At 70.6% G+C, this 14,677-nt stretch carries 12 protein-coding genes and 1 tRNA gene; 9 read left to right on the top strand and 4 right to left on the bottom strand.

The annotated features are described in order from the left end of the window. Positions 1-37: 37 nt before the first annotated feature. The 3 genes from JOD63_RS02855 (at position 38) to JOD63_RS02865 (ending at position 4,090) form a co-directional block, all read left to right on the top strand. Complete coding sequence (locus JOD63_RS02855; RefSeq protein ID WP_045277365.1) at positions 38-2,428, top strand: DNA polymerase III subunit gamma and tau; 2,391 nt, start codon at positions 38-40, stop codon at positions 2,426-2,428. Positions 2,429-2,442: 14 nt separating this feature from the next. Next, positions 2,443-3,036, top strand: coding sequence for a recombination mediator RecR (gene recR / locus JOD63_RS02860; RefSeq protein WP_045277366.1), 594 nt, complete (start codon positions 2,443-2,445; stop codon positions 3,034-3,036). A 118-nt stretch (positions 3,037-3,154) separates the two neighbouring features. Continuing rightward, a complete protein-coding gene (locus JOD63_RS02865) occupies positions 3,155-4,090 on the top strand; it encodes a DMT family transporter (protein WP_045277367.1) in 936 nt (311 codons plus the stop codon). Positions 4,091-4,112: 22 nt separating this feature from the next. Here the strand turns inward: JOD63_RS02865 and JOD63_RS02870 are convergent, their stop codons facing one another. Then, positions 4,113-5,510: a threonine/serine exporter family protein gene (locus tag JOD63_RS02870; RefSeq protein ID WP_045277368.1), complete on the bottom strand. Its 1,398-nt coding sequence runs from the start codon at positions 5,508-5,510 to the stop codon at positions 4,113-4,115. 187 nt (positions 5,511-5,697) lie between these two features. Here JOD63_RS02870 and JOD63_RS02875 point away from each other — a divergent pair, with 187 nt between their 5' ends. The 4 genes from JOD63_RS02875 to JOD63_RS02890 all read left to right on the top strand — a co-directional run bounded on the left by JOD63_RS02875 (position 5,698) and on the right by JOD63_RS02890 (position 10,569). Beyond that, entirely contained in the window at positions 5,698-6,984 is a 1,287-nt protein-coding gene (locus JOD63_RS02875; protein WP_045277369.1) for an aspartate kinase, read from the top strand. 136 nt (positions 6,985-7,120) lie between these two features. Further along, a complete protein-coding gene (locus JOD63_RS02880) occupies positions 7,121-8,191 on the top strand; it encodes an aspartate-semialdehyde dehydrogenase (protein ID WP_045277370.1) in 1,071 nt (356 codons plus the stop codon). Between the two features lie 142 nt (positions 8,192-8,333). Then, complete coding sequence (locus JOD63_RS02885) at positions 8,334-9,851, top strand: malate:quinone oxidoreductase (protein WP_084613803.1); 1,518 nt, start codon at positions 8,334-8,336, stop codon at positions 9,849-9,851. A 76-nt stretch (positions 9,852-9,927) separates the two neighbouring features. Beyond that, on the top strand, positions 9,928-10,569 hold the full coding sequence (locus JOD63_RS02890) for a thymidine kinase (protein ID WP_211088032.1): 642 nt from the start codon (positions 9,928-9,930) through the stop codon (positions 10,567-10,569). A gap of 3 nt (positions 10,570-10,572) precedes the next feature. Here the strand turns inward: JOD63_RS02890 and JOD63_RS02895 are convergent, their stop codons facing one another. Beyond that, a complete protein-coding gene (locus JOD63_RS02895; RefSeq protein WP_045277372.1) occupies positions 10,573-11,424 on the bottom strand; it encodes a DUF1295 domain-containing protein in 852 nt (283 codons plus the stop codon). A 118-nt stretch (positions 11,425-11,542) separates the two neighbouring features. Here JOD63_RS02895 and JOD63_RS02900 point away from each other — a divergent pair, with 118 nt between their 5' ends. Together JOD63_RS02900 and JOD63_RS02905 are read left to right on the top strand one after the other, a co-directional pair. Next, positions 11,543-12,256, top strand: a complete 714-nt coding sequence (locus tag JOD63_RS02900) for a FadR/GntR family transcriptional regulator (protein WP_045277373.1) — start codon at positions 11,543-11,545, stop codon at positions 12,254-12,256. A gap of 23 nt (positions 12,257-12,279) precedes the next feature. Beyond that, positions 12,280-13,572: an alpha-hydroxy acid oxidase gene (locus tag JOD63_RS02905; RefSeq protein ID WP_045277374.1), complete on the top strand. Its 1,293-nt coding sequence runs from the start codon at positions 12,280-12,282 to the stop codon at positions 13,570-13,572. Between the two features lie 166 nt (positions 13,573-13,738). Here the strand turns inward: JOD63_RS02905 and JOD63_RS02910 are convergent, their stop codons facing one another. Then, on the bottom strand, positions 13,739-14,515 hold the full coding sequence (locus JOD63_RS02910) for an HAD-IIB family hydrolase (protein WP_045277375.1): 777 nt from the start codon (positions 14,513-14,515) through the stop codon (positions 13,739-13,741). A gap of 68 nt (positions 14,516-14,583) precedes the next feature. Beyond that, positions 14,584-14,657: transfer RNA gene (locus JOD63_RS02915), tRNA-Pro, on the bottom strand. Between the last annotated feature and the right edge of the window lie 20 nt (positions 14,658-14,677).

A 14,677-nucleotide genomic window follows, 5' to 3' on the forward strand; every position in this document is an offset into this window, starting at 1 on the left:
CTGCCTCGATGTCGCACGCACGCCGTAGGGTGGACGGGTGACCACCGCTCTGTACCGCCGCTACCGGCCCGAGTCCTTCGCGGAGATGATCGGGCAGTCCCAGGTCACCGAGCCCCTGATGACGGCGCTGCGCGGCGACCGCGTCGGCCACGCCTACCTCTTCTCGGGTCCGCGCGGCTGCGGCAAGACCACATCGGCGCGCATCCTCGCCCGCTGCCTCAACTGCGCACAGGGGCCGACCGACACTCCGTGCGGCACCTGCGACAGCTGCGTCGAGCTCGGTCGCGGCGGCGGCGGCTCGCTCGACGTCGTCGAGATCGACGCAGCCAGCCACAACGGCGTCGACGATGCGCGCGACCTGCGCGAGCGCGCGGTGTTCGCCCCGGCGCGCGACCGCTTCAAGATCTTCATCCTCGACGAGGCGCACATGGTGACGCCGCAGGGGTTCAACGCGCTCCTCAAGCTCGTCGAAGAGCCGCCCGAGCACGTCAAGTTCATCTTCGCGACGACCGAGCCCGAGAAGGTCATCGGCACGATCCGTTCGCGCACCCACCACTACCCGTTCCGGCTCGTCCCGCCGGGCGCGATGCTCGAGTACGTCGAACAGCTGTGCGGGCAGGAGGGCGTCGAGGTCGAGCAGGGCGTGCTCCCGCTCGTCGTGCGGGCGGGTGGCGGTTCGCCGCGCGACACGCTGTCGCTGCTCGACCAGCTCATCGCGGGCTCCGAAGAGGGTGCCGTGCGCTACGAGCGCGCCGTGGCCCTTCTCGGCTACACGCACGCCGAGCTGCTCGACGAGGTCGTCGGCGCGTTCGCCGGCGATGACGCGGCGGCGGCGTTCGCCGCGATCGACCGCGTGGTGCAGACGGGGCAGGATCCGCGCCGCTTCGTCGACGATCTGCTCGAGCGACTGCGCGACCTCATCGTCGTCGCGGCGACCGGGGCGCAGGCTTCGGCGGTGCTGCGCGGGGTCTCGAGCGATGACCTCGCCCGCATGCAGGCCCAGGCCTCCGCCATCGGCGCCGCCCGGCTCTCGCGCATCGCCGACATCGTGATCGCCACGCTCGACGACATGACCGGCGCCACCTCGCCGCGGCTGCAGCTCGAGCTCATGGTCGCCCGTGTGCTCGCGCGCGGCGCGGGCGGCGCGGCTGCCGTGCAGGCTCCGGTCACGGCTGCCGCGGCCGTACCGGCACCGGCCGCGGCTCCCGCTCCCGCCGCGCCGGCAGCCGCTCCCGCTGCGACTCCGGTCGTCGGCGCAGCGCCCGTCACGGCGCCGCCCGCCTCCGCTCCCGAGGTCGCTCCCGCGCGCGCGGAGTCTGCTGCGCAGCCGCCCGCTGCGCCGGCGGCGCCGCCGGCTGCCGAAACCTCGGCGGCTGCGCCCGTCGCCGTTCCGGCCGGACCCGTCACATTCGAGACGCTGCGGGCGGCATGGCCTGCAGTTCTGGCGAGCCTCGAGACCATCAGCCGCTCGTCGTGGATGCTGGCATCGGGGGCGACGGCAGCCGCGTTCGCCGACGACGTGCTCACGCTGACCTTCGCCAGCCAGTCCGACGTCGCGAAGTTCAAGCACCTCGCCGCGGGCAAGGGGCCGAGCGAAGACCTGCGCCAGGCGATCCTCGGCGTGCTCGGCGTGCGCGTCAAGTACATCGCGCGGCACGACCCGTCGCGTGGCGGCAGCGCACGCGAAGGATCGGGCGCGGGCGATGCGGGCGGTGGTTCCGGGGCCTCCGGCACGCCTCGCGCAGCGTCGTCCGACGCGTCCGACGGTCCACGAGCCGCGGCGGGCGCCCCGCCCACCGCTCCGTCCTCCGGCGCACCCCGCGCCGGATCGCCAGACGCCCCGCCGACTGTCGTCGGCTCCGCGCCTGCGCAGGCCTCGCCGCGGCCCTCGACCCCGGCTCCGGCCGGTCGGGGTCCACAGGCGCCGGCGTCTGCCGAGCGTGCACCGGCTCGTTCCGGTGATCGCGCCGCCCCCCGTGCGTCGGCTCCGGCCGCTGCCGCGCCGGTGACCGAGTGGGCGGTCGCAGCGATCCCGTCCGACGACGACGCACCGCCTCCCGGCCCGCCCGAGTCGACATCGTCGCCGCAGCCGTTCGCCGTCGACGACGAGCCGGAAGACGCCGAGCGCGAGGCGATGCACGCCCGCGTCGCCACGGTCGCCCCGCCCCGCGAGGGCGACGTGCTCCCGGCGCGCGAGACCGCGTCGTCGGCCGCGCCCGACGACGACGGCGATGACGCCGACGAGTACCCCGACACGGATGCGGTCGCCGGCGACCTGGCACCGCCGACCGTCGCACCGTCCCTGGCCCCCGCGGTGACGACCCGCAACGACGGTGTTCAGCGCTACGGCGAAGCCGTGGTGCGGCAGGTGCTCGGCGCCACCTTCGTTCGCGAAGAGCCCCACCAGCAGCCCACCCGGTTCAACTAGGAATCCCGACTGGCATGTACGACGGCATCGTCCAAGACCTCATCGACGAATTCGGCCGCCTCCCCGGCATCGGCCCGAAATCCGCACAGCGGATCACATTCCACATCCTGCAGTCGCCGAACTTCGACGTCTCGCACCTCGCCGAACTCCTCGCCGTCGTGCGCGAGAAGGTGCGCTTCTGCGAGGTGTGCGGCAACGTCTCGGAGCAGGAGCGCTGCAGCATCTGCCGCGACCCGCGTCGCAACGTCTCGCTGATCTGCGTGGTCGAAGACGCCAAAGACGTCGCGGCCATCGAGCGCACGCGCGAGTTCCGCGGGCTCTACCACGTGCTCGGCGGCGCGATCAGCCCGATCGCCGGCGTCGGACCCGACGATCTGCGCATCACGCAACTCATGCAGCGACTCGCCGACGGCACCGTGCAGGAGGTCATCCTCGCCACGAACCCCAACCTCGAAGGCGAGGCCACGGCGACCTACCTCAGCCGGCTGCTCCACTCGCTCGAGATCTCGGTGACGCGTCTCGCCTCCGGGCTCCCCGTGGGCGGCGACCTGGAGTACGCCGACGAGGTCACCCTCGGACGCGCGTTCGAGGGCCGCCGCTCGATCTGACGGCGGGGATGTCCGACGTCCGCCGTACATTGGCGGAGTACGCACTCGCCGGCTCGCACGGTGCACGCGAGCATGGACGACGGCGGGATCCGGCATCCCGAGAACAGGGCGGGTCCGCATGAACGACGCACAGCGCTTCGACGCCCGTGCCTGGGTTCTCTTCGCGATCATGGCGGTCCTATGGGGCGTGCCGTACCTGTTCATCAGCATCGCCGTCGAGTCGTACTCCCCGGCAGCCGTCGTCGCCGGGCGCACCCTGCTCGGCGCGCTCCTGCTCCTTCCGTTCGCGCTGCGGCAGCGGGCGCTTCGCCCCGCGTTCGCGAAGATCGGGTGGGTGCTGCTGTTCGGGGCGATCGAGATGGCCGGGCCCTTCCTCCTGCTGGGCCACGCCGAGCAGACGCTCCCCTCGGGCCTCACCGGACTCCTCGTCGCGACCGTGCCGCTGTTCGCGGCGATCATCGCGTTCGGCGGAGGCGACCGCAGCGTTCTCAGCCCCGCCCGCATCATCGGGCTGTGCGTCGGCTTCGCCGGCGTCTTCGTCATCGTGGCCGGGCCGGGCCTCGCGGTGCCCGGCGGGGGCGGACTCCTCGCCGTCGGCGAGGTGCTCCTGGTCGCCGTCCTGTACTCGATCGCACCGTTCGTGATCGCCACGAAGCTCCGCGACGTGCCGTCGCTCGGCACCATCACCCTCGCGCTCTTCGCGGTCGGGCTGTTCTACACGCCGATCGCCTTCCTCACCCAGCACGAGGTGCCGACCGTGCCGAGCACTGTCGCGTTGGTCGCACTCGCAGTGCTCTGCACCGCGCTCGCGTTCATCGTCTTCTTCGCCCTCATCGCCCGGGTCGGTCCGGTCCGGGCACCGCTGTTCACCTACGTCAACCCGGTCGTCGCGATCGCGCTCGGGGCGATCGTGCTGGGAGAGGCGCTCACGACGGGCCTGCTGATCGGATTTCCGCTCGTGATCCTCGGGTGCTGGCTGGCAGCCACCGGCGGCAGGTTCCGGGTGCCGCGCGGCGACCTCGTCGCCGAGCTTCCGGCAGACACCCAGCGCTGATCCGCCGCGGCTGCGCGCGCCGTCATCCTCGCTGGCGCGCGCGGGAGCGGGCCACGCTGTACAGCGACGCGCGCACCGGCTGCCCGAGATAGATGCCGAGCGACGCGCCGACGGCGAGGCTCACGCCGACGATCGCGGCGCTCACGAGGGTCCCGAACCCCAGCAGCAGCTGTGTCGCGCTGTCACCGGACTCGACCACCGTGAGGAGACCGCGGAAGACGGCGGCGCCCGGCACCATGGGAAGGATCGCCGCCGTCGTGATCGCGATCGACGGCACGTGCAGGCGGTAGGCGAGCACGATTCCGACGAAGCTGCCGATGAACGCGCCGAGACCGCTCGCCGCAGCGGCTTCGAAGCCGAGGGTGGAGGCGCCGAGATACCCGACCCACGCCACGAGGCTCAGCAGGATGCTCACGAGCACGATCCGCAGACCCGCTCCGTTGTAGACAGCGACGGCGATCGCGATGAGCGCAGCGCCGACGAGCTGCAGCGGCACCGGGCCGAGCGGCAGAGCGTCGTCGGGGGCGTCGACGCGCAGGCCGATCACGCGCGCCGTCTCGAGCCCGGCGAGGATGCCGAGCACGACGCCGAGCGTGTGGGTGGTGAGCTCGAGGATGCGTCCGCCCGCAGTGAGCGCGAAGCCGTCGATGGCGTCCTGCGCCGCGCCGACCACGGTGAGGCCGGCGAGCATGAGCACGATGCCCGAGGCGACGATCACCGACGGGCGCAGGGTGGCGGCATCCGTGATCCCGACGTACGCGAGCAGCGGCGCCATCGCGGCGACGAGGGTCAGCACGAAGGCGCCCGCGATCTGGCTGAAAAAGAACGGCACGCGGGCGCGTGCGAGCCCGAGCTGCGTGAGGGCGGCGAGGGCGGCCGCCACGAAGGCCAGTGCCGTGACGAGCCAGCTGCTCCCGAACATCACCGCGACACCGACGGCGAGCAGTGCCTGGGCGAGCACGACCACCGTCGGGCGATAGCGGAACGGTGTGCGCCGCAGTACGCGATACCGCGCGACCGCAGCATCGAGGTCGAGTCCGTCCGTGATCGCGGCGACGAGCGCCTGCACACCCTGGAGCTTCTCGTGATCGGGTGCGGCGCCCTTCACGACGCGCAGCAGGGTGATGGGTCTCGGCGCGCCGCTGCGGTAGTACGCGGCGGTGATCGAGTTGTAGGTGACGTCGACCTGCACCGGCTCGAGCCCGTACACCGCCGCCACCCGCACGATCGTGAGCGTCACCTCGCTCGCAGCCGCGCCGGTCACGAGCATCGTCTCGCCGATGCGCACCGCGAGCTCGAGCACGCGCACGGCCACGGCGTCATCGATCACCGGCAGCGCCTGGGTCTCGGTGAGGCCGCCGTCGCCGGAGTGGACCAGGCCGCTCAACGAGCTGAACAGCTTCCGGCGTCGTGCTGCCATGCGACGGCTCACCTTCCCGCGCCCGTGTCGGCGCACTCGGCCGCGCGCGACGCCTCGATCCTAACGGCGGGGTGTCACATGACCCGGCGGCAGGGCGCGGCATCCGTAAGATTGGTGCTCGGGCGCGGCATCCGTCCGCCCCGCATCCACATCCGTGCCGCCCAGGCGGCACCTCCGGGAGTTCCACGTGGCGCTGATCGTCCAGAAGTACGGCGGGTCGTCCGTCGCCGATGCCGAGAGCATCAAGCGCGTCGCCAAGCGCATCGTCGCCAACCGTCGTGCCGGGCACGACGTGGTGGTCGCGGTCAGCGCGATGGGCGACACGACCGACGAGCTGCTCGACCTCGCCGGCCAGGTCGCTCCGATCCCGGCGCCCCGCGAGCTCGACATGCTGCTCTCGAGCGGTGAGCGCATCTCGATGGCGCTGCTCGCGATGGCCATCCACTCGATGGGCTTCGAGGCGCGCTCGTTCACCGGCAGCCAGGCGGGCATGATCACGGATGCCACGCACGGCGCTGCCCGCATCGTCGACGTGACGCCGGTGCGGCTGCGCGAGGCGCTCGATGACGGCGCGATCGTCATCGTCGCCGGCTTCCAGGGGTTCAACCGCGACACGCGCGACATCACCACGCTCGGTCGCGGCGGCTCCGACACCACCGCCGTCGCGCTCGCCGCCGCGCTCGAGGCAGACGTATGCGAGATCTACAGCGACGTCGACGGCATCTACACCGCAGACCCGCGCGTCGTGCCGAAGGCCCGCAAGCTCGGCACCGTCTCGTCGGAGGAGATGCTCGAACTCGCCGCCAACGGAGCCAAGGTGCTCTACATCCGCGCGGTCGAGTACGCGCGGCGCCACGGCGTGCTGATCCACTCGCGCTCGACGTTCTCGTCGGGTGTCGGAACCTACGTGCTCGGCCCGGGGATGAGCGTCCCCGACGGCCAACAGGGAGAGAACATGGAAGAGCCCATCGTCGCCGGCGTGGCCACCGACCTCGGCCAGGCGAAGATCACCGTCATCGGCGTGCCGGATGTCCCCGGCAAGGCAGCCGAGATCTTCAAGGTCGTCGCGAAGTCGGGTGCGAACGTCGACATGATCGTGCAGAACGTGTCGGCGGCCGCCACGGGCCGCACCGACATCTCGTTCACGCTTCCGAAGACGGATGCCGCGACCGCGCTCAAGGCGCTCGCCGGAGACCAGGCCGACATCGGGTTCGAGAGCCTCGTGCACGACGACCAGATCGGCAAGCTCTCGGTCGTCGGCGCCGGCATGCGCACCCACTCGGGCGTCTCCGCGACGCTGTTCGAGGCGCTTTCGGTGGCGGGCATCAACATCGAGATGATCTCGACCTCCGAGATCCGCATCTCCGTGGTCGTGCGCGGCGACGACCTGGCCGCGGCGGCACGGGTCGTGCACACCGCCTACGGGCTCGACGGCGACGACGACGCCGTGGTGCACGCCGGCACCGGCCGCTGACCCCGGGCCCCCTTCACCCCGATCACCGACGCCGCGCGTAACGCCGGGGCGGAGCATCCTTCCCGGGCGGTAGAATCGGGCAACCCCGCGCACCGATGGCGTCTGCGCGCCCGCCTGCAGCACCGAGGACACCGTCATGACCCGCATCTCCGATTCAGGACTCTCCGTCGCCGTCGTCGGCGCCACCGGCCAGGTCGGCACGGTCATGCGCGAGATTCTCGCGGAGCGGAACTTCCCGATCCGCGAGCTGCGCCTGTTCGCCACCGCCCGCTCCGCCGGGACCGCCGTCGAGTTCGCCGGCGAGACGGTGATCATCGAGGATGTCGCCACCGCCGATCCTGCCGGCATCGACGTCGCGCTGTTCTCGGCCGGTGCCACAGGCTCGCGCGCGCATGCCCCCCGCTTCGCCGAGGCCGGCGCCGTCGTCATCGACAACTCCAGCGCGTGGCGCATGGACCCCGACGTTCCGCTCGTGGTGAGTGAGGTCAACCCGCACGCGATCGCGAACCCGCCCAAGGGCATCATCGCGAACCCCAACTGCACGACCATGGCGGCGATGCCGATCCTCAAGCCGCTCGACACCGAGGCCGGCCTCGAGAGGCTGATCGTCTCGACGTACCAGGCCGTCTCCGGCTCCGGGCTCGCCGGCGCGCAGGAACTCCTCGGTCAGATCGAGGCAGTCGTCGCCCAGCCGAACGCCATCGACCTCGTGCACGACGGCTCGGCGGTGGACTTCCCGCAGCCCGAGAAGTACGTCGCACCGATCGCGTTCGACGTCATCCCGCTCGCCGGAAACCTCGTCGACGACGGGCTCAACGAGACCGACGAGGAGAAGAAGCTTCGCAACGAGAGCCGCAAGATCCTCGAGCTGCCCGACCTCCGCGTCGCGGGCACCTGCGTGCGCGTGCCCGTCTTCACCGGACACTCCCTGTCGATCCACGCGGAGTTCGCACGCGACATCACGCCCGAGCGGGCCCGCGAGGTGCTCGCATCGGCGCCGGGCGTCGTCCTCGAGGAGGTCCCGACGCCCCTGCAGGCGGCCGGAAGCGACCCGAGCTACGTCGGCCGCATCCGCGCCGACCAGTCCGCGCCCGAGGGCAAGGGGCTCGTGCTCTTCATCTCGAACGACAACCTGCGCAAGGGCGCGGCCCTCAACGCCGTGCAGATCGCCGAGGTCGTCGCGGCGAACCTGGGCGTCAGCGTCTGACCGCGACCTCCGCGATCACAGCGAGCGGATGCCCGGGTCACCGGCATCCGCTCGCTTTCGCATCCGGAAAGAACTGCCGGACTTTCGGCCTCCGACCTGGGCCTCGGTCGGGACCCGTGCTCGAGCGACTTAGAATCGTCTGGTGACCGAAACGCCCTCCGTGCCCCATCCTGACGACAGCGATCTGCCCGACGGCTCCGTCGATGTGCTGCTCATCGGCGGCGGCGTCATGAGCGCGACGCTCGGAACGCTGCTGCAGGAGCTGCAGCCCGATCTGAAGATCGCCGTGTTCGAGCGTCTCAGCGATGTGGCCCTCGAGAGCTCGAACGCGTGGAACAACGCCGGCACCGGGCACGCAGCCCTCTGCGAGCTGAACTACATGCCCGAAGGTTCGGACGGCTCGGTCGACCCGGCCAAGGCGATCTCGATCAACGAGCAGTTCCAGCAGAGCCGTCAGCTGTGGTCGTCGCTGGTCGATGCGGGGGTGCTCGACGCCCCCTCGACGTTCATCAACTCGACGCCGCACATGACCTTCGTCCGCGGCGAGAAGGATGTCGCGTACCTCAAGAAGCGCTACGAAGCGCTCAAGGACGAGCCCCTGTTCGCCGGCATCGAGTACAGCGAGGACTCGCGCGTCATCAACAAGTGGACGCCGCTGCTCATGCAGAAGCGCCGCGCCGGCGAGCCGTTCGCGGCGACGCGGATGCCGGCAGGCACGGACGTCGACTTCGGTGCGCTCACCCGTCAGCTGTTCGAGAACCTGGCGGCGAACGGCGCCGAGGTTCGCACGAACACCGAGGTGCGCCGCCTCAAGCGTCTCGCCGACGGATCGTGGCGCGTGAAGTACCGCCGCACGCTCGGGCGCACCCCGGGCGAGATCCGTGCGAAGTTCGTCTTCGTCGGAGCCGGCGGCTGGGCGCTGAAGCTGCTCCAGCGCTCGGGCATCCCCGAGATCTCGGGCTACGGTGTCTTCCCGATCGGCGGGCAGTTCCTCAAGACGAGCAACCCCGCGATCGTCGCGCAGCACAAGGCGAAGGTGTACTCGCAGGCTTCGGTCGGCGCGCCGCCGATGTCGGTTCCGCACCTCGACACCCGCGTCGTCGACGGCGAGGCGTCGCTGCTGTTCGGTCCGTTCGCGACGTTCAGCCCCAAGTTCCTCAAGACCGGCTCGTGGTTCGACATCGTCGGCCAGGTGCGCCCGGGCAATCTGGGTCCGATGCTCAAGGTGGCGTGGGACAACCCCAGCCTCATCACCTACCTCGTCGGCGAGCTGCTCAAGAACCACGCCAAGAAGGTCGACAGCCTCCGCGTCTTCATGCCCACCGCGAAGGACGAGGACTGGGAGCTCATCCAGGCCGGTCAGCGCGCGCAGGTCATGAAGAAGGATCCCGAGAAGGGCGGCGTGCTGCAGTTCGGCACGGAGGTCGTCACCGGCGCCGACGGCACGATCGCGGGCCTGCTCGGCGCATCGCCCGGCGCCTCGACCGCGGTGTCGATCATGCTCGGGCTGCTGAAGACCTGCTTCCCCGACCGAATCGAGGCGTGGGAGCCGCGCCTGCGCGAGCTGATCCCGAGCTACGGCGAGACGCTCAACCCACGGCCTGAGGTCGCGCGCGAGTCGCTCGTCGAGACCGCGGACACCCTCGCGCTCACCGCCTGAGCCCTGACGGTCCTCGCCATCCTCGACGCGAGCCGGACGCGAGCGAGGCGGGCGCGGGAGCGACTACGCTCGGTGCGTGGCAAAGCTCTACTTCCGCTTCGGCGCGATGAACTCCGGCAAGTCGACGTCTCTGCTGCAGGCCGCGTACAACTACGAGGAGCGCGGTCAGCACGTGCTCCTGGCGAAGCCCGAGATCGACACCAAGGGTGCCGCGCAGATCGACAGCCGTCTCGGCGTGAAGCGTGCGGTGGACTTCCTGATCGCACCGGGTGACGACGTGCGCGCGCTGTTTGCCGAGCACCGCGCCGCTCTGCGGTCACGGGTGTCGTCGGCGCTCGTGCCGGAGTCCGACCACACCGACGTCGCCTGCCTCCTCATCGACGAGGCGCAGTTCCTCACCCGCGATCAGGTCGACGATCTGCTCCGCATCGTGGTGCTCGACGGCATCCCGGTGCTGGCCTACGGCATCCGCACCGACTTCCGCACGGAGGCGTTCCCGGGCTCACGACGGCTGCTCGAGCTGGCGCACAGCCTCGAGGAGCTGAAGACCATCTGCCGCTGCGGGCGCAAGGCGCTCTTCAACGCGCGGCTCGTCGGCGGGCGCTTCGTCTTCGACGGCGACCAGGTCGCCATCGACGAACTGTCGACCGCGCGGGTCACGTACGAGTCGATGTGCGCCGAGTGCTATCTGCGCGAGTCGGGCGGGCGGCTGGGCTGACGCTCACGCGGGCATCCTGGTGGCGGCGTGCCGTCGGCGGGGGAGCGGGATCAGCATCGACGTGGTGCGGCGGTACTCGGCGTAGGCCGGATACTTCGACGCGGTGATCGATTCGGTGAAGATCGTCGACCCGAGGAACAGCAGCGTGAGCAGTGCGGCGCCGACGATGGTCCAGTTGAACACCCCGCCCCAGACCCCGAGGCCCGCGGTCGCGGCAGCCGTCGCGCCGAGGGCGTAGACCGCCCACCACTGCGCCTGCTCGAAGAAGAAGTTCGGATGCCGGCTGTACGCGAAAAGCCCGGTCGTGGCGAAGCCCGGCGCCAGCGTTCCGCCTGCGCGCCGCTTCGCCTGATGGAATGCCCACTGCTGCTGGTCGGCGACGAACTCTCCGATCAGGAAGCCGGCGAAGAGCACGGCGAACGCGGCATCCCATCCGGTGAACGGCACCGGGTTCTGCCACGCGATGTACGCCGGCACGGTGATCAGCACGAGAAGCGCATTCTGGTACAGCACGATGAAGAACAGGTTGAAGAGCTGGAACTGCCAGGGCTTCATGCGCCCGCGCAGGATCGCCCAGCGGTAGTCCTCCATGCCCGTGTAGCCGCCCTTGCGGGCGAAGTTGAAGGTCAGACGTGCGCCCCATGCGGTGACCAGCACGGCCATCACGATCAGTCGCACCGGGTCGGCACCGGGGCCGTCGGTCGTCGCGGCGACGGCGAAGATCCACACGTAGACCACCGGCACGATCGACCACAGGCGATCGACCCACGACGTGTCTTTCGTGATGAGCGAAGCGACCCAGCAGAACGCGGTCGCGGCACCGGCCACCCACAGCACGACGACGAGGGGATCCATGAGGGGATGCTAGCCGCCATGGCGTACGCCCGATCGGATCAGCGCGCCGTCGCCCGACGCGCTTGCATTGTGGTCTGACCACGCGTTATCGTGGTCAGACCACACCGACGGAGGTACCGTGACGCAGACGTCCACCGCGCGCGCCTGGCGGGTCGTGCTCGAGAGCATCGAGCGCGACCTCCTCGAGGGCGTGCTCCAGCCGGGCGATCGGCTCGCTCCGGAGCGCGAGCTCGCGACGACCCTCGGGGTCGGGCGCTCGAGTGTGCGTGAGGCGCTGCGCGTGCTCGAGGTGATGGGGCTCATCCGCACCGGCACCGGGTCGGGTCCGACCTCAGGAGCCTTCATCGTCGCGAGCCCGCAGGGCGGGCTGTCGGCGCTGCTGCGGCTCCAGGTGGCGGCGCAGGCGTTCCCGCTCGACGACGTCGTGCGCACCCGCGTGGTGCTCGAGTCCGCCGTCGTCGAGGCGATCGCCGCAGATCCGCAGCGGGTGACCGCCGAGGCGCGCGCTGTGCTCGACGCGATGGACGACGCCGACCTCACCCGTGAGGAGTTCATCGCACTCGATGCGCGGCTCCACCAGGCGCTCGCCGAGGCGTCGGGCAACCTCGTCATCGCCGTGACCATGGAGGGCCTGCGCAGCGCCATCGAGTCGTACGTGCAGGCAGGTGCCCAGCGGCTGCCCGATTGGGATGCCACCAGCGAACGGCTCCGCCGCGAGCACCACGCCATCCTCGACGCCGTCGACGCGGGCGACGCGTCGCTCGCCCGCTCCCTCGTCCACGACCACATCACCGGCTACTACGCCGAAGCGGGCTCGTCCCGCGACCTCTGAAACCACGACCGGCAGGAAAGAACATGGTCCAGCGCCAGCTCCCCAACCCGCTCGAACTCCTCGAGCTCATGCAGTTCAAGAAGCCCGAGCTCGACGGGCGCAAGCGTCGCCTCGACGGCGCCCTCACGATCTACGACCTGCGCACCATCGCGAAGCGTCGCACCCCGAAGGCCGCCTTCGACTACACCGACGGCGCCGCCGAGGGGGAGCTGTCGCTCGCTCGTGCGCGTCAGGCCTTCGAGGACGTGGAGTTCCACCCCGACGTGCTCCGCCCCGCCGAGAACGTCGACATGTCGACCGAGATCCTGGGCGGGCCGTCGGCCATGCCGTTCGGCATCGCGCCCACCGGCTTCACGCGACTGATGCAGACCGAGGGCGAGATCGCCGGTGCCGGCGCGGCCGGTGCCGCCGGCATCCCCTTCACCCTCTCGACGCTGGGCACCACGTCGATCGAAGACGTGAAGGCCGCGAACCCGAACGGTCGCAACTGGTTCCAGCTCTACGTCATGCGCGACCGGGAGATCTCGTACAACCTGGCCCGTCGCGCGGCAGCCGCCGGATTCGACACGCTGCAGTTCACCGTCGACACCCCGGTGGCGGGAGCACGCCTGCGCGACAAGCGCAACGGCTTCTCGATCCCGCCGCAACTGACCCTCGGTACGATCATCAACGCGATCCCGCGCCCCTGGTGGTGGTACGACTTCCTCACAACGCCCAAGCTCGAGTTCGCGTCGCTGTCGACGACCGGCGGCACCGTCGGCGAGCTCCTCAATGCGGCCATGGACCCGACGATCAGCTACGACGACCTCGCCGTCATCCGCGACATCTGGCCCGGCAAGATCGTCGTCAAGGGGGTGCAGAACGTCGCCGACTCGAAGCGGTTGATCGACGCCGGCGTCGACGGCATCATCCTGTCGAACCACGGCGGCCGTCAGCTCGACCGGGCGCCGATCCCGTTCCGCCTCCTCCCCGAGGTGGTCCGCGAGGTCGGCAAGGATGCCACGGTAATGGTCGACACCGGAATCATGAACGGCGCCGACATCGTCTCGTCGATCGCCCTCGGTGCGAAGTTCACGCTCATCGGCCGTGCGTACCTCTACGGGCTCATGGCGGGCGGCCGCCAGGGTGTCGACCGCACCATCGAGATCCTCCGCAGCGAGATCGAGCGCACGATGAAGCTGCTCGGCGTCTCGGCCCTCGGTGAGCTCGAGCCCCGTCACGTCACGCAGTTGCAGCGGCTCGTGCCGGTCGGGCAGGCGCAGGCGCCGGCCCGGCGCGCCGCGGCTCCCCGCGCGAAGACCGCGGCCCAGGGCTGACGCGTTTCGTCTCGCTGCGCTCGCTCAACGACCGGGATGTGGGTGCGTTCCGGTCGTTGAGCGAGAAGCGCGGCGACGGGACGAAACGTCGGTGATGCGGGTGCGTTCCGGTCGTTGAGCGAGGAGCGCGGCGACGAGACGAAACATCGGTGATGCGGGGGCAGCCTCAGGCGCGGACAGGCAGGGTGGGGATGAGGCGCTCGAGGAACTCGGCGGTCTCCTCCCACCCGTCGACGGCCTCGCAGGCGACGCCCATCGCGAGCACCGGGTAGTCGTTGCCGTCGGGGTCGAGGCGATCGCCGACGAACAGCATGTCATCGAGCGCGATGCCGGTCTGCTCGGCGAGCTGCCGCATGCCGTAGGCCTTGTCGATGCCGCGTTCGGTGATGTCGACGGACGTCGACCCGCCCGAGCGCACCTCGAGGTCGGGGACGAGCGCCGCGACGGCTGCCCGCAGCGAGTTCTTCTTCTCGCCGGTCGGGTCCCATGCGCTCTTCGCGTGGACCGGAGCTTGCTGGCCGAGGGCCGAGAAGGTGATCTGCGATCCGCGGTCCTCGAGGATGTCGCCCCAGGTCTCGCTCTCCCAGAGGCCCAGGCGTCGGGCCTCGCCCTCGACTGCGGCGAGGGCCCGTGCCTTCTGATCGTCGGTCAGCGTGCGGCGGTACACCGTCTCGATCCCGCTCGCATTGATGCGGTAGTACTGCGTACCGCAGGTGGGGAGCAGATGGAACGCGTCGTGCACCTGGGCCGCGGCATCCGGGAGCCTGTCGACCACCTGAGTCGTGAACTGCGCGAGCTGGCCGCCCGAGATGATCGCGACCTGCACGCGCGCCGCGAGCGCCGTGAGCAGGTCGCCGATGCGGGCGTCGATCGCCGACTTCGACGGCGCGAGCGTGTCGTCGAGGTCGAATGCCACCAGAAGGGGCGAGGCGTTGTCCGTCATGGTGTCTCCATCCGAGTACGACCCTGGTACGACAAGAGGCTCCGCCTCACGGCGGAGCCTCTTTGCGGTCGGGGTGACAGGATTTGAACCTGCGGCCTCTTCGTCCCGAACGAAGCGCGCTACCAAGCTGCGCCACACCCCGTCGCCGCTCCCGCGGCAACC

The sequence above is a fragment of the Microbacterium terrae genome, from assembly GCF_017831975.1.
Classification (GTDB): domain Bacteria; phylum Actinomycetota; class Actinomycetes; order Actinomycetales; family Microbacteriaceae; genus Microbacterium; species Microbacterium terrae.